This is a genomic window from Brevundimonas sp. FV1ye28 (genome assembly GCF_058681135.1).
Genome location: NZ_CM178731.1, coordinates 2,383,862 through 2,400,638, shown reverse-complemented (window position 1 = coordinate 2,400,638; position 16,777 = coordinate 2,383,862). Strand labels below are relative to the sequence as shown.

The window sequence follows — 16,777 nt, the reverse complement described above, 5'->3', positions numbered from 1 at the left end:
ACCGTGGCTTTCATGAAACTTGCATCAGGCCATCCGGCGCCCATGTCCTGCATGGGTCGCTGTTCCGCTTGCGCCTTGGAATAAGAGACGTGATCGGAATGTTCGGGGCTGGCTTAGGGACGTCTGTCTATGGCGCGTGATTATTACGAGGTGCTGTCGGTCGAGCGGACCATCGACGCCGCCGGCCTGAAATCCGCCTATCGCAAGCTGGCGATGGAGCACCATCCGGACCGCAACGGCGGCTCCGAAGAGTCGATGGCCAAGTTCAAGGAAATCTCCGAGGCCTATACGGTCCTGTCGGACGATCAGAAGCGCGCCGCCTATGACCGGTACGGCCATGCGGGCGTGAACGGCGGCGGGGGCGGTGGCCAGCAGGGCTTCCACGACGTCAACGACATCTTCTCCCAAGTCTTCGGCGACGCGTTCGGAGACGTCTTCGGCGGCGGCGGACGCCGACAGTCGAACGGCCCGCGACGCGGCTCGGACCTGCGCTACGACCTCGAGATCACGCTTGAGCAGGCCTATCAGGGCGCCGACGTCGATATCGCCGTGCCCACGACGGCCACCTGCGACACCTGCGAAGGATCGGGCGCAAAGAACGGCGCCAAGCCGACGACCTGCTCGACCTGCCAGGGCGCGGGACGCGTGCGCCAGGCCAACGGCTTCTTCCAGGTCGAACGCACCTGCCCGTCGTGCGGCGGCCAGGGCCAGCGCCTGTCCGAGGCCGATACCTGCACCACCTGCCGGGGTCACGGTCAGGTCCGCAAGACGCGCAAGCTCAGCCTCAAGGTGCCGGCCGGAGTCGACGACGGCTCGCGCATCCGCCTGTCGGGCGAGGGCGACGCCGGAACGCGAGGCGGTCCGCGCGGCGACCTCTATGTCTTCCTGTCGGTGACGCCGCACGAGCTGTTCGAGCGCGACAATCTGGATCTGCTCTGCACCGTTCCGGTGCCGATGACGGTCGCGGCCCTGGGCGGCGACATCGAGGCACCCTGTCTGACGTCCACGGCCTGCGACGGCGAGTGCAAGGCCCCCGTGTCGGTGCCTGCGGGCGCCCAGACCGGCAAGACTATCCGCATCCGCGGCAAGGGCATGCCCCATCTGAACGGTCGCCAGCGCGGTGATCTGGTGGTGGAGCTGTTCGTCGAGACCCCGACCGACCTGACGCCCCGTCAGAAGGAGCTGATGCAGGAACTGGCCGCCTCATTCGGCGAGAGCCAGAACCCGAGGAATTCCAGCTTCGCCGGCAAGGCCAAGCGGTTCTGGGCGGATATTCTGGGTTCGGAAGACACGCGCGAAACGACGCAGTAAAGACATCACTGGCCTTGCAGCCAGAGGGGGCCTGAGACTTGAGCGAACTGTTCCACGTCGGGATTTCCGGCGCACGCGGCCGGATGGGCCGGGCCGTCTCCCAGGCGCTGGATGCCCGCGAAGACGTCATGGTCTCGGTCCGGTTCGACTGGGGCGAGACGCCGGACCTGAGCCTGTGCGACGTGGTCATCGACTTCTCGACTGCGGAAGCCTCGGTGGCCCTCGCGACAGCCTGCGCCGAGCGCGGGGGGCCGGCCCTGGTGATCGGCTCGACGGGCTTCTCGCCGGAGCAGGAAGCGGCGCTTCAGACGGCGGCCGAAAAGGTCGCCATCGTGCGCAGCGGCAACTTCTCCCTGGGCGTCAACATCCTGATCGGCCTGGTCGAGCATGCGGCCTTGCGTCTGGACGCCCGCGACTGGGACATCGAGATCACAGAGGCCCATCACCGGAAGAAGATCGACGCCCCGTCCGGCACCGCCCTGATGCTGGGCGAGGCGGCGGCTAACGGACGGGGGCATGACCTCGAGGCGCTCCGCAGCGCCCCCTACGATGGGATCTCGGAAGAACGTAAGGCGGGCACGATCGGCTTCTCCTCAATCCGCGCGGGCGGGATCGTGGGCGAGCACACCGTGCTGTTCGCCTCGGACGATGAGGTCCTGACGCTGAGCCACTCGGCCATCGACCGGTCCCTGTTCGCCAAGGGCGCTGTGGCGGCCGCCGCCTGGGTGCGGACGCGCAGGCCTGGCCTCTACGACATGCAGGACGTGCTGGGGTTCAGGCAGGCATAACGCCTGTGTCGCATCGCGACGCGCTAACGCTCGGCTCGCGGAGCCTCGCTGCTTGAGCGCGATGGGTGTCTGGGGTCAGACGACCCTCTCGAACTCCAGGAACAGCGGATCGGTGTCGCCGAGGCGTTTCTCCTCGTAGCGGGTCACGACGTGGTCCTCGGGCGCGACCTTCCAGTCTGCCGTTTCGTCGGCCAACCACACGAGGCCGGGCGTCGCCAGGAACCGCTCCAGCGCCCAGCCCGCATAGTCCTTCCAGTCGGTGACGAACCGCAGCCGGCCGCCCGGCTTGAGCTTCGAGGCCAGTTCGGCGGCGAAGGCGGGCTGGATCAGGCGGCGCTTGTTGTGGCGTGCCTTGTGCCAGGGGTCGGGGAACAGGATCATGATCCGGTCGAGCGAGCCGTCGGGCAGAGCCTGAACCACCGCCCGGGCGTCGTCGGCGTGGAGGCGGACGTTCTTGAGCTCGCCCTCCTCGACGTGACGCAGGGCCGAGGCCACGCCGTTGAGGAAGGGCTCGCAGCCGATCATCAGGGCGTCGGGGTGGCGCGCGGCCTGGGCGGCCAGATGCTCGCCGCCGCCGAAGCCGATCTCCAGCCAGACCTCCGTCGCCCCGGGCATCAGGGTCTCGAGGTCGATCGGGCCGAGCGCCGGGTCGGGTACGGCGATGGATGGCAGAAGACTGTCGAACAGGGCCGCTTGCAGCGGTTTGATCACCCGCGACTTGATGCGGCCGAACGAGCGTAACGGTCCCGTGGCGCGCGGATGCAGGGGATCGCCGGGTTTCTTGGGTCGGGAAGCGGGCATTTGCGGGCCTATACCGCAAAATCACCGGCCGCGCCCCTCGGCGACGGCCGGTGACAGGATGTCGGCTACTCGATGCCTTCGATGGTGCCGTCTTCGTTCACCACCACATATTCCAATGCGCAGAAGTCCAGCTTCTGTTCCCACGCGTCGCCGTCCTCGAAGACGATCTTGACGTAGTATTCGCAGGCATCCTCGGAATCGTAGAAGCGCATGGCGACGTCGTCCCCCGAGGCCAGGATACGCGTCGGCATCCAGTCGCGGCTGTAGGTGCCGTTCGGCTCGCCGGTGTGGAAGGTCAGGATGGTCCAGGGCGTGCCGTTGACCAGGGTGAAGGTGTAGTAGTCGCCGTCCTGTTTCGGAACGGCCGATGCCGGTGCGGCGCAGGCCAGCATGGCGAGGGCGGCCAGGGCGCCCGTCACAAAGGTCTTCATGTCTCGTAGTCCCCCGATCCGACAGACATCGCCGGACCTCGAGGGTATTGAGAACAAGGCCTGTGCCGCGTCAACGCCCGGCGGCGCGACTGTCAGGAACGATCACCTGGCATGAAAACGGGCGGAACCGCGAGGCCCCGCCCGTATCCGGAGATCTTCGACCGGGTTTAGGCGAGGGCCTTCAACTGATCGACCAGATCGGTCTTTTCCCAGCTGAAGCCGCCGTCCGCGTCCGGCGTGCGGCCGAAGTGGCCGTAGGCGGAGGTGCGGGCGTAGATCGGCTTGTTCAAGCCCAGGTGCTCGCGGATCGCGCGGGGAGTGGCGCCGCCGATCAGGCCCAGGATCTTGTCTTCCAGAACGGCCTCGGTGACCGAACCCTTGCCGGTGCCGTGCAGGTCGACGTGGATCGACTGGGGCTTGGCCACGCCGATGGCGTAGGAGATCTGGATGGTGCAGCGATCAGCCAGACCGGCCGCGACGACGTTCTTGGCCAGGTAGCGGCAGGCGTAGGCGGCCGAACGGTCGACCTTGGTCGGGTCCTTGCCCGAGAAGGCGCCGCCGCCGTGGGGCGCCGCGCCGCCGTAGGTGTCGACGATGATCTTGCGGCCGGTCACGCCCGCGTCGCCGTCGGGTCCGCCGATCTCGAAGATGCCGGTCGGGTTGATGTGCCAGACGGTGTTCTCGTCGGTGAAGCCTTCCGGCAGAACTTCGAGGATGTAGGGCTTGACGATCTCGGCCACCTGTTCCGACGACAGGCCGGCGGCGTGCTGGGTCGACAGGACGATGGAGGTGGCGCGGACAGGCACACCGTCCTCGTACTGGATGGTGACCTGGGACTTGGCATCGGGCTCCAGGCGCTTGTCGCCGCCGTGGCGGACCTCGGCCAGGCGCTTCAGGATGTTGTGGCTGTATTGCAGGGTGGCCGGCATCAGTTCCGGCGTCTCGTTCGAGGCGTAGCCGAACATGATGCCCTGGTCGCCTGCGCCTTCATCCTTGTTGCCGGCGGCGTCGACGCCGACGGCGATGTCGGCCGACTGGCCGTGCAGTCGGTTGATGAACTCGAACCTGTCCCAGTGGAAGCCGGCCTGTTCATAGCCGATGTCCTTGACCGCCGCGCGCACGGCGGCCTCGATCTCGTCCTGGACGCCCGGAGCCCATTCGCCGGCGGTGTCCATGATGCCGTTGCCCCGGATCTCGCCGGCCAACACCACCAGGTTCGTCGTCGTCAGGGTCTCGCACGCCACGCGGGCGTAGGGATCCTTAGACAGGAACAGATCTACGACCGTGTCAGAGATACGGTCCGCGACCTTGTCGGGGTGACCCTCGGAAACGCTTTCCGAGGTGAAGAGGAAGGAAGAACGGGACAAAGGGGTTCGCTCCGAGCAGCCCTGAAAGGGCGGGGTTTGCCGGAGACATATAAAGATATGCTTATATGTTCAAGAGAGCGGTGTCGGGTTCAGGATCCGATCAAGGCGGGCGCGGGACCCACGAGCGGGCGGTCGAGCCGCGAAGGGATGGGGGCTTCGTCGAGACGCGCTCGGACCCAGTCGGTCGCGACGGCCAGTTCCTGGCCCAGCAAGGCGCGCTGCTCGGCCTCGCGCGCCAGCCTGGCCGCATTGTCGAAGGCCATGCCGGGGTTCTTCGAATAGGTCGAGAACAGGGGGCCGGCGACCGTCGTCGCCACGGCCTCGGCCGAGACCGACACGCCAAAGTGTCGGGCGGCGGCCTCCAGCACCTCTGCGGGTCTGGCGAAGAGGGTCGCGGCATCGAGGCTGACAGCCCGGGGATATCGGGCCAGGGCGTCGGCGTAGATGCGGATCTGGGCCAGCCAAAGCCGGGCCGCCGCTAGGGCCGGACTGGCCATCGGCGTCGCGGAGGGCTCGCGGCGATCCAGTTCTCGCGCCAGTTCGGTGGTGACGCTCATGACCCAGGCGCGGTGATTGTCGGACCGCAGGATCGCCAGGAGATAGGTCTCCAGCGGATAGTAGAGGAAGACGGCGGGAGCTGTGGGGCGCTCGGCCATCATGTCATCGACGATGAAGTTGACCGGGACGTTCGCCTTGACGACGACCGGAGCGTCCGGGGCGTAGCGCCGCCCCATCATCCGCAAGGCCAGCCGTAGCCGCGACCGCCAGGCCTCGTCGCGCGGTCCTCCGACCGCCTCGATCGCCAGCTGGCGCAGGGGAACCGGCTCACGCAGCACCAGGTCGCCCGGAACATCCAGCGCCCGCGCCAGAAGCGTCGAGCCGCAGTGGGCGACGTGGAAGATCCAGCCGGTTTCCGGGATCGGGCTCTGGCCGCGATCCAGTATGGCCGCGAGCTGGGCAACATCCACCTGGGCCGTCTGCCGGCCGGCGGGCGAGATCCGGCGATCCAGAAAGATGGATCGGCCATAGGCGGCCCGGTCCATCGGCATCACGGTCGCCTGGCCGCCCTCGAAGGCGAACAGATAGTGATCCGGCGAGGCCATCAGATCCCTGAGACCGAACTGCATGGCGTCTCCGTTCCGTGCCATCTTGCGGTCGCACGGCGTGCGACGCCGCGCTATGAACGTCCTCCCGCATCATGCCGCAAGCGGAAACCGATGGCCGAAATCCTGCTTCCGACTTCCGAGACACCCTATGCGATCGTGGTCGCCGGTAAGGGCGAACGGCTGGAGGCGGTTCCGGCCGAAACTGTCGGGGTGCTGTTCCGCCGCCACGGCGCCGTCCTGCTGCGGGGGTTTCCGGCGGGGCTGGAGGCGTTCAAGGCCTTCACCGACGCCTGGTGCGTCAGCTCGGTGTTCAATGAAAGTCCGGACCGGCGACTGCTGGACCAGGCCCACAACATTCAGTCGGTGAACGGGGGCTCGGACCCCTTCCCCCTGCATCCCGAGCTGTCGCGTGAGCCATGGAAGCCCGACGTCTGCTTCTTCCTGTGCCTGCAGCCGCCCGTCTCGGGGGGCGAGACGACGGTGTGCGACGGGGCCGAGATCGTCCGGCGTCTGCCCGCCGAGATCCGTGAGGCGATGAGCCGGCGTCGGCTGCTCTACGTCCAGCCCGCCTCGCCGGAGACCCTGACCTACTGGCTGGGGGCGCCGACGCCTTCCGACGCGCAACTGGCGGACCAGCCGAAGTCCAGCCCCTATCGTTTCGTGCGGTCGCCGGCCGGGATCCTCAGGGTCTTCAGCCGGCCCATGCTGCACGCCACACGGTTCGGAGGCGCTCCCGCCTTCGGGAACTTCCTGCTGTTCGCCCGGGACTATCTGGGCCTGCCCAACTTCCCGGTCATGGACAACGGACAGAGGGTTCCGGACGACTGGATGGAGGCGGTGCGCCAGGCCGCAGGACCGATTACCGCGCCCATTCCCTGGCGCCAGGGCGATCTGATCATGCTGGACAACAGCAGGATCATGCACGGCCGCCGCGCCATCCTCGATGCCGACAACCGGCTGATCGCCTCCTACTTCGGCTACCTGCGGGACGTCGCCCCCGATCCGGAGGAGCCGGCCGATCCGCCCTGGCGCAAGGCCATGTTCCGCCCGCCGACGGCGCCTGTCGCGATGCGGGCCTAAAGGCGTCTGAAGGCCCCGAGCTGCAGGAACGGACGGAGGGCTGAACCGTGCGAGCGCAAAGCCCAGCCCTCCGTCCATCTCGTCGGCCCTGCAGGCGATCCAGGATTTGGCGAAGGCCCGTCCCTGCCTCTAGAGTGGTCCAAACTCCTCGATTCAGGCCAAGCATGACACTCCCGGCGACCCTGATGATCGCGGCTCTGATCCAGGCGAACGCGGCGTCTGAAGCCTCGCCCGCGTCAGACCGCCTGCGCGCGGCGGTCCCCGTCATCGCCGGATGGGCCAATGTCACCCTGGAGGGATACGAGGTGACCGGCCGCAGCAAACGGTCCATCCGGACGGCGATGAACGCGGCCAGGCCTGCGACCGCTTCCGGAGCGCGCCACGACGCTGTCACCCGCTGGCGCTACAGCTATCAGATGGGCGGCGCGAACGGTCGGTGCGATCCGGCCCGGAGCGTAGTGAGCCATTCGATCGTGGTGGTCATGCCGGATCTGGCCGGGGTCGATCGGCTTTCGCGCGGCGACAGGGCCGCCTGGGAAGCCTATTTCGCCGCCCTTACGACCCACGAGAGCAACCACATCCGGATCGCCGAGGCGGGCGCGCGGGGAATCCAGAGCACCATGCGGGCGGCCCCGGATTGCGAGACGGCGCGTGCGGTGGCCGCCAGGGAAATCCAGACCGTCTCCGCCGCGAGCGCGGAGTACGACCGCCTGACCGGCCACGGCCGCACCGAAGGCGCCGTCTACTGACGCGACGTCAGGGGTGCCGCGCGCCTGTCGGTATCGGGTGATGATCCGGGAAGAAGTGGTGCCGCTTAGGTGACTCGAACACCTGACCCCATCATTACGAATGATGTGCTCTACCAGCTGAGCTAAAGCGGCCCTGTCGCGAGGCGGCCCGGAGGCCGCGACGGAGGAAGCGGCTCTTTATACGCTGACCCGCGGCTTGCCAAGCGCTGCGAGAAGGCTCGTTTCGGTTGGGGCGGAGGCCACGCGGATTTCCGCGAAGCCGAGCGACGCCAACGGCTCGGCGGCGGCGGTCGAGATGGCGACCGCGATCCGGTCTCCGGGCGCGAACAGGAGGCCGGCGCTCAGGGCGCGGGCCGCGCGGGGCGAATGGATCATGACGGCGTCCCAGGTTTCGGGCGGCGCGGCGCCGGTTTCTCGCGCTTCATAGACGGCCAGTGTCTCGATACGGGCGGTGTCGCCGACAAGGGCGGCGAGGTCGCCCGCCGGTTCCGTTGCGGCGGGATGCAGGACGGACAGGCCCGTCGCCTCCGCTCGGATCAGGGCGGCGAGGGCGTACAAGTCGCCTCCGGCGGAGCGGACATCGGTGAAGCCCGCGTCGCGCGCGGCGGCGGCGGTGGCGTCCCCGACTGCGAAGACGGGCAGGGCTGGAACCGGGGAGCATTCGGCAAATGCCGCCACTCCGTTCCGGCTGGTGAAGGCGAGCGCCTCGATGCCGGTCAGGACGGGCCGGACGTTCAGAGGTTGCAGAGTCAGAAGCGGGACGACCACCGGCGTCAGCCGCATGGCCGTCAGCCGCTCGGCGGTCCGCTCGGCGCCCGGATGGGCGCGGGTGACCCAGACGGTCTGAACCCCAGCCATGTCAGACGTCGAACGTCTGGTCGCCCGCCGCGAGGTGGACCTGATGGCCGAGCTGTTCGCCGAGCGTGCGGGCGGCAGCCTCGCCCTCGATCACGGCCAGGGCTCCTGCCCGGCGCCAGCGGGCCGTGCCGTCGGGGGCCAGCATCTCGGTGGTCAGGGCCAGGTGGTCGTTGTCGAGGATAGCGTGGGCGCCGACGGCGGTGCGGCAGGAGCCTTCCAGCGCGACCATGGCGCCGCGTTCGGCGGCGATGGCCAGGGACGTGTCCGCATGGTTCAGCGCGGCGACCCAGGCGTGGTCGATGTCGTCCTCGCGGGTCTGGAGCGCCAGAGCGCCCTGGCCGGGGGCGGGCAGGAAGGTGTCGAGCGACAGGTATTCGCGCACCGCCTCGGTCCGACCGAGACGGTTGAGCCCGGCGGCGGCCAGCAGGATGGCGTCGAACTCGCCTTCGCCGGCGCGGCGCAGGCGGGTGTCGATGTTACCGCGCAGCATCTCGATCTGCAGGTCCGGACGAAGCGCCAGGGCCTGGGCCTGGCGCCGCAGGGAGGCCGTGCCGAGGCGGGCACCGAGGGGCAAGGCGTCGAAGCCGTCCCAGTCGCGGCTGATGAAGGCGTCGCGGGCGTCTTCCCGCTCCGGGATGGCGGCGATGGTCAGGCCGGGCGGCTGGTCGGCGGGCACGTCCTTCATCGAATGGACGGCGATGTCGATGCGGCCGTCGATCAGGGCCTCCTCGATCTCCTTGGTGAACAGGGCCTTGCCCCCGACCTCCATCAGGCGGCGGTCCTGGATGCGGTCGCCGGTGGTGACGATCTCGACCAGGACGACCTGTTCGAGGGTCAGATCCATGGCGGCGGCGATGGCGCGCTGCATCATGCCGGACTGGGCGAGCGCCAGGGCGGAACGACGGGTGCCGATGCGGATCAGGGGGGCCATGGTTGCGCGGGTCCGGCAGGGTCGCTACCTCGACCCGATGAGTATGGGCGCGGACTACAGCAGCGAGACCGGGGCGACAACCAGGGCGGCGAAGGCGGGCGACCTGACCGTCCTGGGCCTTGAGACGAGCTGCGACGAAACGGCGGCCTCGGTCGTGCGGCTGACGCCGGATGGCGTGGCGACGGTGCTGTCCTCGGTCGTCCACTCCCAGATCGACGATCATGCCGCCTTCGGCGGGGTGGTGCCCGAGATCGCGGCGCGTAGCCACGTCGAGATGATCGACGGCGTCGTGCGCCGGGCCATGTCCGAAGCGGGGCTTGGCTACGACGGGCTGGACGGGGTGGCGGCGACGGCGGGCCCGGGTCTGGTCGGCGGGGTCATGGTGGGGCTGGGGTTCGGCAAGGCCGTGGCCTTGGCGCGCGGCCTGCCTCTGGTGGCCGTCAACCATCTGGAGGGCCACGCGGTCTCGGCGCGGCTGGGGGCGAAGGTGGAATACCCCTTCCTGCTGCTGCTGGTCTCGGGCGGCCATTGCCAGCTGCTGGAGGTGCGTGGGATCGGCGACATGAGCCGGCTGGGCACGACCATCGACGATGCGGCGGGCGAGGCCTTCGACAAGATCGCCAAGGCCATGGGATTGGGCTACCCCGGCGGACCGGCGCTGGAAAAAATGGCCGAGGGCGGCGACGGGTCGCGCTTCGACCTGCCGAGAGCGCTGCTGGGGCGCAAGGACTGTGACTTCTCGTTCTCGGGGCTGAAGACGGCGGCGTCGCGGCTGGCCCAGACTTGCGAGACCGATCAGGAGCGGGCCGATCTGGCCGATGCGGTGCAGAATGCCATCGCGCGCCAGCTTTCGGAACGCTCGGATCGGGCCATGGCCGACTACTCCGAGAAGCATGAGCACCGGCTCTTTGTGGTCGCCGGCGGTGTGGCCGCGAACAAGACGGTGCGGCGGGTGCTGGAGGCGACGGCGGCGAAGCGCGGGTTTTCGTTCCTGGCGCCGCCCATGGCCTATTGTACCGACAACGCGGCGATGATCGCACTGGCGGGGGCGGAACGGCTTCAGCTGGGGCTGGTTTCGGACATCGATGCGCCCGCCCGTCCGCGATGGCCGCTGGACGAGGCGCGCGCGCTGGCCGATCCTGTCCATCCGACCGGGCGCAAGGGCGCGAAAGCTTGAGGGAACGAATGGCCTATCGCACTGCGGGAGTCATCGGCGCAGGGGCCTGGGGAACGGCCCTGGCCCTGGTCTGCGCCCGCGCCGGGCTGGACGTCATCCTGCAGGCCCGCGAGCCCGAGGTGGTCGAGAGCGTCTCCAAACGCCGCATCAATGAGGCCTTCCTGCCGGGCGTGGTTCTGGACGATCGGATTTCGGTGACGGCGGAGCTGTCGGGCCTGTCGGAGTGCGATCTGGTGCTGGCCGTGCCGCCGGCCCAGTTCATGCGCTCGACGCTGGCGGCCTATGCCCCGCATCACAAGCCGGGCGCGCCGATCGTCCTCTGCTCGAAGGGGATCGAGCGCGGCTCGCTGAAGCTGATGACCGAGGTGCTGGCCGAGACCATCCCGGATGCACCTGCGGCCGTTCTGTCGGGACCCAGTTTCGCTGCCGATGTGTCCAGAGGCCTGCCGACGGCCGTGACCCTGGCCTGTGAGGACGCCGTGCTGGGCGAGGCGCTGATGGAGACACTCTCCGGTCCAGCTTTCCGGCCCTATCTGGCGACCGACCTGATCGGCGCAGAGGTCGGCGGGGCAATCAAGAATGTGCTGGCCATCGCCTGCGGGCTTTCGGAGGGGCGCAAACTGGGCAAGTCGGCCCATGCCGCCCTGATCACGCGCGGCTTCGCGGAGATGACGCGGCTGGGCGTGGCCTTGGGCGGAGAGCCGGAGACGGTGGCGGGGCTTTGCGGTCTGGGCGATCTGGTCCTGACCTGCTCCAGCCCGCAGTCGAGGAATATGAGCCTGGGTCTGGCGCTCGGCGAAGGCCAGACGATCGAACAGGCGTTGGCGGGTAAACGGTCGGTGGCCGAGGGCTATGAGAGCGCGCCGGCCGTGAGTGAACTGGCCAGGAAGATGGGCGTGGAGATGCCGATCTGTGAGGCCACGGCAGCCCTGCTGGCGGGCGAGACGACGGTGGACGCCATGATCGAGGCCCTGCTGTCCCGGCCGCTCAAGGCCGAGCGGGAATGACCGACACAGCTGCGGCCGAGCGCAAACGTGTCTGGACCACGCCGCCGAACGTGGCCCTGTGCGCGCTCGACGACATCGCCGAGCCGGGCTCGCGCGGGTTCGTGCTGCAGATCGGCGAGGCCTTCTTCCACGGCTTCGTGGTGCGCAAGGACGGGCAGGTCGCCGGATGGGTCGATCGCTGCCCGCATCAGGGGTTTCCGATCGCCATCGAGATGGATCGCTATCTGACGCCGGACGGGTCGCTGATCCTGTGCGGCTGGCACGGGGCGGTGTTCGAGCCGCTGTCGGGGACCTGCGTGGGCGGACCCTGCGCGGGTGGAAAACTGACGTCTTGGCCGTTGAGGGTCGAGGACGGGATCATCAGGACGGCCGCCCCAGCCTGAGGTCCCGGCGTCTTACTTTTTGAGACGTTTCGCGTTGGCGACGGCGGCCGAATGGATCGGCTTCAGCGCATCGGCCTGGGCCTTCAGCAGTTCGGTGTTGAGGGTCAGCATCTGGCCCGCCGCCCGCCCCCACCAGCCGACCGCGTAGTTGAACTGGGCCGTCGCCGCTCCGGCCGGGCTCGCGGCGGAGGCCATGGCCGAGGCTGCGCGCTGGGCATGTCCGACCTCGTCCATGGCCGATTTCGAGACGCGGGCGGCGAGATCGCCCATATTGCTCGCAATGGCGGTGGCCGAGGCGCTCATGGCCTCGACCTTCTCGGTGCTCATCAGATGCATCTCGGCCATATCGGCCTTCATCGGATTGGCCATTCCCTCGGCCATGATGTTGAGGCGGGCGGCGATGACGTCGGAGGCCGCGCGCAGCATCTCGCCCCCGCTCGCCGCGGTCATGGCGGCCGATGTCGCGTTGCGGTTCAGGCGTTTGCCGTCGCGGAGGGCCTTGTCGAGCATGGTCATGCGAAGGGCTTGGGCCGCTTTCCTCAGCCGGGCAAGACTTCATCGGCGAAGGCGGCCACGTCGCGGATTAGGGCGGGCACAGCGGCGTCGATGATCTTCTGACCCTTTTCGGGGCTCGCCTGGCCCGGATCGGAGCCGATACGGCCGTCGGGGAAGCGGGCGCGGTAGTCGAGGGCGTCGCGGATCGGGCCGGTGGGCGCGATCTTCGGAGAATAGTCGGCCGTCTTGATCCGGTCCGGATAGGCGGCCTGTGTCACCGCGATCTCCGATGGCGTAGCGTGCATGCCGTGGCCGGTCGGGAACAGCTGGTTGCAGACCCCCATGACGCCCGGCAGGTCCCACCAGTTCTTCAGCTTCAGCAGCATGGGCGGCTGCTCCTCGACGAACGACCATTCGGCGTAGATCTCCGAGAAGGTTGCCTCGATGGTGGCGACGTTGCCGCCGTGGCCGTTGAGGAAGTAGATCCGCTCGAAGCCGTGGCGGCTGAGCGACGACACCCAGTCGGTGATCGCGCTCATGAAGGTCGAGGGGCGCAGGGAGATGGTGCCGGGGAAGGCCAGGTGGTGCTGGGCCATGCCGATGTTGAAGGTCGGGGCGACGATCAGGCTGTCGTCGGCCTTCTCGGCGGCGTGAGCGATGATCTCGGGGCACATCCAGTCGGTGCCGAGAAGCCCGGTCGGGCCGTGCTGTTCGTTGGAGCCGATGGGGACGATGATCGTCTTGGTCGTCTTCAGACGGGCGTCGATCTCGGGCCATGAGGAATAGGCGATCAGCATGGGACTCTTTCTTGGGCGCTATCGCTCGCGACGCGGTCGCTCGCTGCTTGAGCGCCGTCCTTACGCCCGGTCGGTCAGGGCGCGAAAGCCCGGATGAAGCGTTCGGCCGTCTCGCGGGCGCGCCGGCCCTGATCGATGTCCGGTTCGGCGACGCCGAGGATGCCGCGCAGATAGCCGTGACCCATGGTCATACCGGTGAACATCTCGGCCGCCGCCATCGGGTCGGGCACACGCAAGGTCGCCTTGGCGTCCTGCTCGGTCAGCCACAACGACAGGCGGCGCAGGCTCTCGCCGGGCCCGGCGTGATAGACGGCCTGGGCCAGATCCGGTGCCTGAGGCGAGATCAGGGCGACGCCGCGCATCGCCGAGCGCCCCTCCGCCGTGCAGAGTTTGTCGAGCATGACCTGGGCCAAGGCAGTCAGGACCTCGACCGGTTCGCCGCCTGTCCGAAGGGGGGCGGTGATGGTCTCCGAACGACGTTCGGCCATGGCCCGGCCGATCTCCACCTTGCTGGCGTAGCGGTTGTAGAGGGTCTGTTTCGAGACTCCCGCCCGGCGCGCGATCTGCTCCATCGAAGCTGCCCCGCCCTTTTCGGCGAACAGCGCCATGGCGGCGTCGAGGATCGCCTCCGACTTCTTCTCGTCGATCTGACCCGCGATGCGAGGCATCAGTGGGCGTCGGTCGGGGGCGGTGTCCCGGTTCCCGGCTTCACCGGTTTGGCCAGGAGCGTCAGGAAGGCGCAGGCTGCGCAGCCGAGCGCGAGCATGGCAAACGCGTCGCCGAAGGCCAGGGTCGTCGCCTGGCGCTGGAGCAGGCCGTAAACCGCTTTCATCGCCGCCCCGTCCGGATCGACCGAGCCGGACATCATGGAGGCCATGCCGGTCAGCATCTCCTGCATCCGCGCATCGGTCTGGGGGATGGCCTGGGTCAGTTCGCTCATGTGCAGGGCGGTATTGGTCGTCAGGGAGGTGTTCAGGAAGGCCAGGCCGAAGGCGCCGCCGACGTTGCGGAACAGGTTTACCAGGCCCGAGGCGTTCTTGACCATGTGCGGCGGCAGGGTCGACATGGTCACCTGCTGAGCCGCGATCATGGCCATCATGACGCCCACGCCGCGCAAGGCCTGGACCCCTGCAAACTCCCAGAAGCCCCACTCCGGCGTGACGGCATGGGCATCCCACATGCCCCAGGCGCACAGCATGAAGCCCCCGAACATCAGGATCCTGAGGTCGAGGATCCGCACCAGCCGTCCCGCGAATGGCCCGGTCAGGAACATGGCCAGACCCGAAACCACCATGGTCGTGCCCACCTCGGCCGGCGAATAATCGCGCACCCGGGCCAGGAACAGCGGCAAGAGGAAGGTGCCCCCGAACAGAGCCGCGCCTACGGTGAAGGTCATCACGACCCCCACGAGGAAGTTGCGGTTGTTGAAGGCGCGCAGCTCGACCACCGGGTTGTAGTAGCTCAGCGACCGCCAGATGAAGGCTGGACCGCAGATGGCGGCGACCACCGCCAGCAGCAGGATCTGGTCGTCGGCGAACCAGTCGTTCTTGGACCCCTCCTCGAGCACGAACTGCATGCTCATCAAGAAGGCGGCCATGAGGCCCAGACCCATCCAGTCGAAGCCCTTTGACAGGCTGGGGTCGCCCTTGTCGAAATCAGCGAAGCGCCAGACGAGGAAGAAGGACAGGAGGCCGAACGGGACGTTGATGAAGAACAGCCAGCGCCAGCTGGCCATCTCCGTCAGGTGACCGCCCAGGGTCGGACCCACGGTCGGGGCGAGGGTGACGATCAGGCCGATGAAGACCGACGCCGTGACGCGCTTGGACGGTGGGAAGGCGGTGAAGGCCACGGCGAAGACGGTCGGAATCATGGCGCCGCCGACGAAGCCCTGGATGGCCCGGAAGAAGATCATCACCTCGACCGAGGACGACAGACCGACGGCGATGCTCATCAGCACGAAGCCGCCGCAGCTGAACAGGAAAACCTTCTGGGTCCCCCATAGCCGCGACAGGTACCCCGACAGGGGGATCATCACGACCTCGGGGATCAGATAGGCGGTCTGGATCCAGCTGATCTCGTCGGCCGAGGCGCCGATGCCCGACTGGATCTGGGGCAGGGAAGCGGCGACGATCTGGATGTCCAGGATCGCCATGAACTGGCCGATGACCATCCCGGCGAAGCCCAGGATCAGGAAGGTCCAGTTGATCTTGGGCTCGGCCGCCGCTGGAGCCGAACCGTCGATGACGGCCGCGGTCATTCCGCGCTCGCGGTTCCGGCGTCGGCCAGGCGCGTCTGCCCGGTGGCGGCTTCGGCGAAGGAGGCGCCGCCCTCGCTTTTCAGATCCACCTTGACCTCGACCGACAGGCCAGGACGCAGGGCCAGACCGCCATTGGCGCGATCGACCAGGATGCGCACGGGCACGCGCTGGGTGATCTTGGTGAAGTTGCCGGTGGCGTTCTCAACCGGGATCAGGGCGAACTCCGACCCGGTGGCCGGGGCGAAGCTGTCGATGCGGCCGGTCAGGTCCTGGCCCGGGAAGGCGTCGGCCTCGATGTGGACGGTCTGGCCGAGCCGCAGGCCATCCAGCTGGGTCTCCTTGAAGTTGGCCACGATATAGGTCTCGCCCAGTGGCACGAGCGACAGCAGCTGGCCGCCCGGACGGACGTACTGGCCGGCGCGGACGCCGCGCGCGCCGACGACGCCGGCGGCGGGGGCGCGGATCACGGTGCGGTCCAGATTGGTTCGGGCCTGTTCGACGGCGGCGCGAGCCTGATCGACCGCGGCCAGGCTCTGCGTGCGGGTCGAGCCGAGGACGCCGGCGGTGCGCTGTTCGGCGACCAGGGCGGCCTGGGCCTCTGCGACCGAGGCGGCGGCGGTCTGGGCGCCGGCTGTCTCGGTCTCGATCCGCTGCTGCGAGACCCAGCCCTGACGCTGGAGCGCGGTGTAGCGATTGACCTGGGCCTGGGCGAGATTGGCCTGGGCGCGGGCCTGGGCGACACCGGCGGCGCGCGAGGCGATCATGGCCTGTTCCTGGGCGGCGCGGGCGTCGACATTGTCGACGGCGGCCAGCAGGGCGGCGAGGTTGGCCTCGGCCGAGGCCAGTTCGGCCTTGGCGTCCGCATCGTCGAGACGGACCAGAATCTGGCCGGCCTGGACGCGCTGGTTGTCGGTCACCAGGACCTCGGCGACGTAACCGTCGATCTGGGGACTGACGAGGGTGACGTCGGCCTGGACGAAGGCGTTGTCGGTGGTCTCCCACCTCTGCTTGTTCTGCCACCAGACGGCGGCGCCGATGATCAGGCCGATGGCGACGACGCCGCCGACGATGAGGGGCAGACGCTTCTGCACGGCGGGCGAGAGGGCCATCGAAAGAACTCTTGGATGGGGAGACGTTTGGGAGGATGCGTCAAATCGACGCCTGTAAAATGGACCCGATCGTCCAGAAATCAATCCCCTTGCCGCAGGAATGGAACACGTCATGTTTCGGGCTGTTCAC

18 protein-coding genes and 1 tRNA gene are annotated in these 16,777 nt (G+C 68.3%); 7 read left to right on the top strand and 12 right to left on the bottom strand.

Annotation, left to right across the window (positions count from 1 at the left end):
• The first annotated feature begins 129 nt into the window (after window positions 1-129).
• Entirely contained in the window at window positions 130-1,311 is a 1,182-nt protein-coding gene (dnaJ, locus tag ACW171_RS11705) for a molecular chaperone DnaJ (RefSeq protein WP_492093463.1), read from the top strand.
• Between the two features lie 38 nt (window positions 1,312-1,349).
• Window positions 1,350-2,099, top strand: a complete 750-nt coding sequence (gene dapB, locus ACW171_RS11700) for a 4-hydroxy-tetrahydrodipicolinate reductase (protein WP_492093461.1) — start codon at window positions 1,350-1,352, stop codon at window positions 2,097-2,099.
• A gap of 75 nt (window positions 2,100-2,174) precedes the next feature.
• Here the strand turns inward: dapB and trmB are convergent, their stop codons facing one another.
• The 4 genes from trmB to ACW171_RS11680 form a co-directional block, all read right to left on the bottom strand.
• The gene (gene trmB, locus ACW171_RS11695; RefSeq protein WP_492093459.1) at window positions 2,175-2,900 is read right to left on the bottom strand and encodes a tRNA (guanosine(46)-N7)-methyltransferase TrmB; all 726 of its coding nucleotides are present in this window, start codon (window positions 2,898-2,900) and stop codon (window positions 2,175-2,177) included.
• Window positions 2,901-2,965: 65 nt separating this feature from the next.
• Window positions 2,966-3,331, bottom strand: coding sequence for a hypothetical protein (locus ACW171_RS11690; protein ID WP_492093457.1), 366 nt, complete (start codon window positions 3,329-3,331; stop codon window positions 2,966-2,968).
• Window positions 3,332-3,498: 167 nt separating this feature from the next.
• Entirely contained in the window at window positions 3,499-4,698 is a 1,200-nt protein-coding gene (metK, locus tag ACW171_RS11685; protein ID WP_492093455.1) for a methionine adenosyltransferase, read from the bottom strand.
• A gap of 89 nt (window positions 4,699-4,787) precedes the next feature.
• Entirely contained in the window at window positions 4,788-5,825 is a 1,038-nt protein-coding gene (locus ACW171_RS11680) for a hypothetical protein (RefSeq protein WP_492093454.1), read from the bottom strand.
• Between the two features lie 90 nt (window positions 5,826-5,915).
• Between ACW171_RS11680 and ACW171_RS11675 the strand changes: the two genes are divergently transcribed.
• Window positions 5,916-6,884: a TauD/TfdA family dioxygenase gene (locus ACW171_RS11675; RefSeq protein WP_492093453.1), complete on the top strand. Its 969-nt coding sequence runs from the start codon at window positions 5,916-5,918 to the stop codon at window positions 6,882-6,884.
• 164 nt (window positions 6,885-7,048) lie between these two features.
• Window positions 7,049-7,633 (top strand): DUF922 domain-containing protein, encoded by a 585-nt coding sequence (locus ACW171_RS11670; RefSeq protein WP_492093451.1) that lies wholly within the window; start codon window positions 7,049-7,051, stop codon window positions 7,631-7,633.
• A 56-nt stretch (window positions 7,634-7,689) separates the two neighbouring features.
• On the opposite strand, the gene ACW171_RS11665 is transcribed toward ACW171_RS11670, so the two are convergent.
• The 3 genes from ACW171_RS11665 to hemC all read right to left on the bottom strand — a co-directional run bounded on the left by ACW171_RS11665 (window position 7,690) and on the right by hemC (window position 9,422).
• A tRNA-Thr gene (locus ACW171_RS11665) sits at window positions 7,690-7,765 on the bottom strand.
• A gap of 45 nt (window positions 7,766-7,810) precedes the next feature.
• A complete protein-coding gene (locus ACW171_RS11660) occupies window positions 7,811-8,491 on the bottom strand; it encodes a uroporphyrinogen-III synthase (protein WP_492093450.1) in 681 nt (226 codons plus the stop codon).
• A 1-nt stretch (window position 8,492) separates the two neighbouring features.
• The gene (gene hemC / locus ACW171_RS11655) at window positions 8,493-9,422 is read right to left on the bottom strand and encodes a hydroxymethylbilane synthase (protein ID WP_492093449.1); all 930 of its coding nucleotides are present in this window, start codon (window positions 9,420-9,422) and stop codon (window positions 8,493-8,495) included.
• Between the two features lie 43 nt (window positions 9,423-9,465).
• On the opposite strand from hemC, the gene tsaD reads away from it, so the two are divergent.
• The 3 genes from tsaD to ACW171_RS11640 are packed head-to-tail and all read left to right on the top strand — an operon-like array spanning window position 9,466 to window position 11,989.
• Window positions 9,466-10,599: a tRNA (adenosine(37)-N6)-threonylcarbamoyltransferase complex transferase subunit TsaD gene (gene tsaD / locus ACW171_RS11650; RefSeq protein ID WP_492096626.1), complete on the top strand. Its 1,134-nt coding sequence runs from the start codon at window positions 9,466-9,468 to the stop codon at window positions 10,597-10,599.
• A gap of 8 nt (window positions 10,600-10,607) precedes the next feature.
• Window positions 10,608-11,606, top strand: coding sequence for an NAD(P)H-dependent glycerol-3-phosphate dehydrogenase (locus ACW171_RS11645; protein ID WP_492093448.1), 999 nt, complete (start codon window positions 10,608-10,610; stop codon window positions 11,604-11,606).
• A complete protein-coding gene (locus tag ACW171_RS11640) occupies window positions 11,603-11,989 on the top strand; it encodes a Rieske (2Fe-2S) protein (protein WP_492093446.1) in 387 nt (128 codons plus the stop codon). The genes ACW171_RS11645 and ACW171_RS11640 overlap by 4 nt, the downstream gene beginning before the upstream one ends.
• 12 nt (window positions 11,990-12,001) lie before the next feature.
• Here the strand turns inward: ACW171_RS11640 and ACW171_RS11635 are convergent, their stop codons facing one another.
• The 5 genes from ACW171_RS11635 to ACW171_RS11615 all read right to left on the bottom strand — a co-directional run bounded on the left by ACW171_RS11635 (window position 12,002) and on the right by ACW171_RS11615 (window position 16,647).
• A complete protein-coding gene (locus ACW171_RS11635; protein WP_492093445.1) occupies window positions 12,002-12,505 on the bottom strand; it encodes a phasin family protein in 504 nt (167 codons plus the stop codon).
• Between the two features lie 23 nt (window positions 12,506-12,528).
• Window positions 12,529-13,281 carry a creatininase family protein gene (locus tag ACW171_RS11630; protein ID WP_492093443.1) on the bottom strand — a complete coding sequence of 251 codons (753 nt, stop codon included), beginning with the start codon at window positions 13,279-13,281 and terminating at the stop codon, window positions 12,529-12,531.
• A 74-nt stretch (window positions 13,282-13,355) separates the two neighbouring features.
• On the bottom strand, window positions 13,356-13,949 hold the full coding sequence (locus tag ACW171_RS11625) for a TetR/AcrR family transcriptional regulator (RefSeq protein ID WP_492093441.1): 594 nt from the start codon (window positions 13,947-13,949) through the stop codon (window positions 13,356-13,358).
• On the bottom strand, window positions 13,949-15,538 hold the full coding sequence (locus ACW171_RS11620; RefSeq protein ID WP_492093439.1) for a DHA2 family efflux MFS transporter permease subunit: 1,590 nt from the start codon (window positions 15,536-15,538) through the stop codon (window positions 13,949-13,951). Before ACW171_RS11620 ends, ACW171_RS11625 begins: the two co-directional genes overlap by 1 nt.
• Complete coding sequence (locus tag ACW171_RS11615) at window positions 15,535-16,647, bottom strand: HlyD family secretion protein (RefSeq protein ID WP_492093437.1); 1,113 nt, start codon at window positions 16,645-16,647, stop codon at window positions 15,535-15,537. The genes ACW171_RS11620 and ACW171_RS11615 overlap by 4 nt, the downstream gene beginning before the upstream one ends.
• Window positions 16,648-16,777 lie beyond the last annotated feature (130 nt).

Coding starts and splice junctions, on each gene's coding strand:
- ACW171_RS11690 (WP_492093457.1), bottom strand. CDS start 3,331: ATGAAGACCTTTGTGACGGGCGCCCTGGCCGCCCTCGCCATGCTGGCC.
- ACW171_RS11615 (WP_492093437.1), bottom strand. CDS start 16,647: ATGGCCCTCTCGCCCGCCGTGCAGAAGCGTCTGCCCCTCATCGTCGGC.
- ACW171_RS11680 (WP_492093454.1), bottom strand. CDS start 5,825: ATGCAGTTCGGTCTCAGGGATCTGATGGCCTCGCCGGATCACTATCTG.
- ACW171_RS11645 (WP_492093448.1), top strand. CDS start 10,608: ATGGCCTATCGCACTGCGGGAGTCATCGGCGCAGGGGCCTGGGGAACG.
- dnaJ (WP_492093463.1), top strand. CDS start 130: ATGGCGCGTGATTATTACGAGGTGCTGTCGGTCGAGCGGACCATCGAC.
- ACW171_RS11630 (WP_492093443.1), bottom strand. CDS start 13,281: ATGCTGATCGCCTATTCCTCATGGCCCGAGATCGACGCCCGTCTGAAG.
- ACW171_RS11675 (WP_492093453.1), top strand. CDS start 5,916: ATGGCCGAAATCCTGCTTCCGACTTCCGAGACACCCTATGCGATCGTG.
- tsaD (WP_492096626.1), top strand. CDS start 9,466: ATGGGCGCGGACTACAGCAGCGAGACCGGGGCGACAACCAGGGCGGCG.
- ACW171_RS11660 (WP_492093450.1), bottom strand. CDS start 8,491: ATGGCTGGGGTTCAGACCGTCTGGGTCACCCGCGCCCATCCGGGCGCC.
- ACW171_RS11635 (WP_492093445.1), bottom strand. CDS start 12,505: ATGACCATGCTCGACAAGGCCCTCCGCGACGGCAAACGCCTGAACCGC.
- ACW171_RS11620 (WP_492093439.1), bottom strand. CDS start 15,538: ATGACCGCGGCCGTCATCGACGGTTCGGCTCCAGCGGCGGCCGAGCCC.
- trmB (WP_492093459.1), bottom strand. CDS start 2,900: ATGCCCGCTTCCCGACCCAAGAAACCCGGCGATCCCCTGCATCCGCGC.
- ACW171_RS11625 (WP_492093441.1), bottom strand. CDS start 13,949: ATGCCTCGCATCGCGGGTCAGATCGACGAGAAGAAGTCGGAGGCGATC.
- hemC (WP_492093449.1), bottom strand. CDS start 9,422: ATGGCCCCCCTGATCCGCATCGGCACCCGTCGTTCCGCCCTGGCGCTC.
- ACW171_RS11640 (WP_492093446.1), top strand. CDS start 11,603: ATGACCGACACAGCTGCGGCCGAGCGCAAACGTGTCTGGACCACGCCG.
- ACW171_RS11670 (WP_492093451.1), top strand. CDS start 7,049: ATGACACTCCCGGCGACCCTGATGATCGCGGCTCTGATCCAGGCGAAC.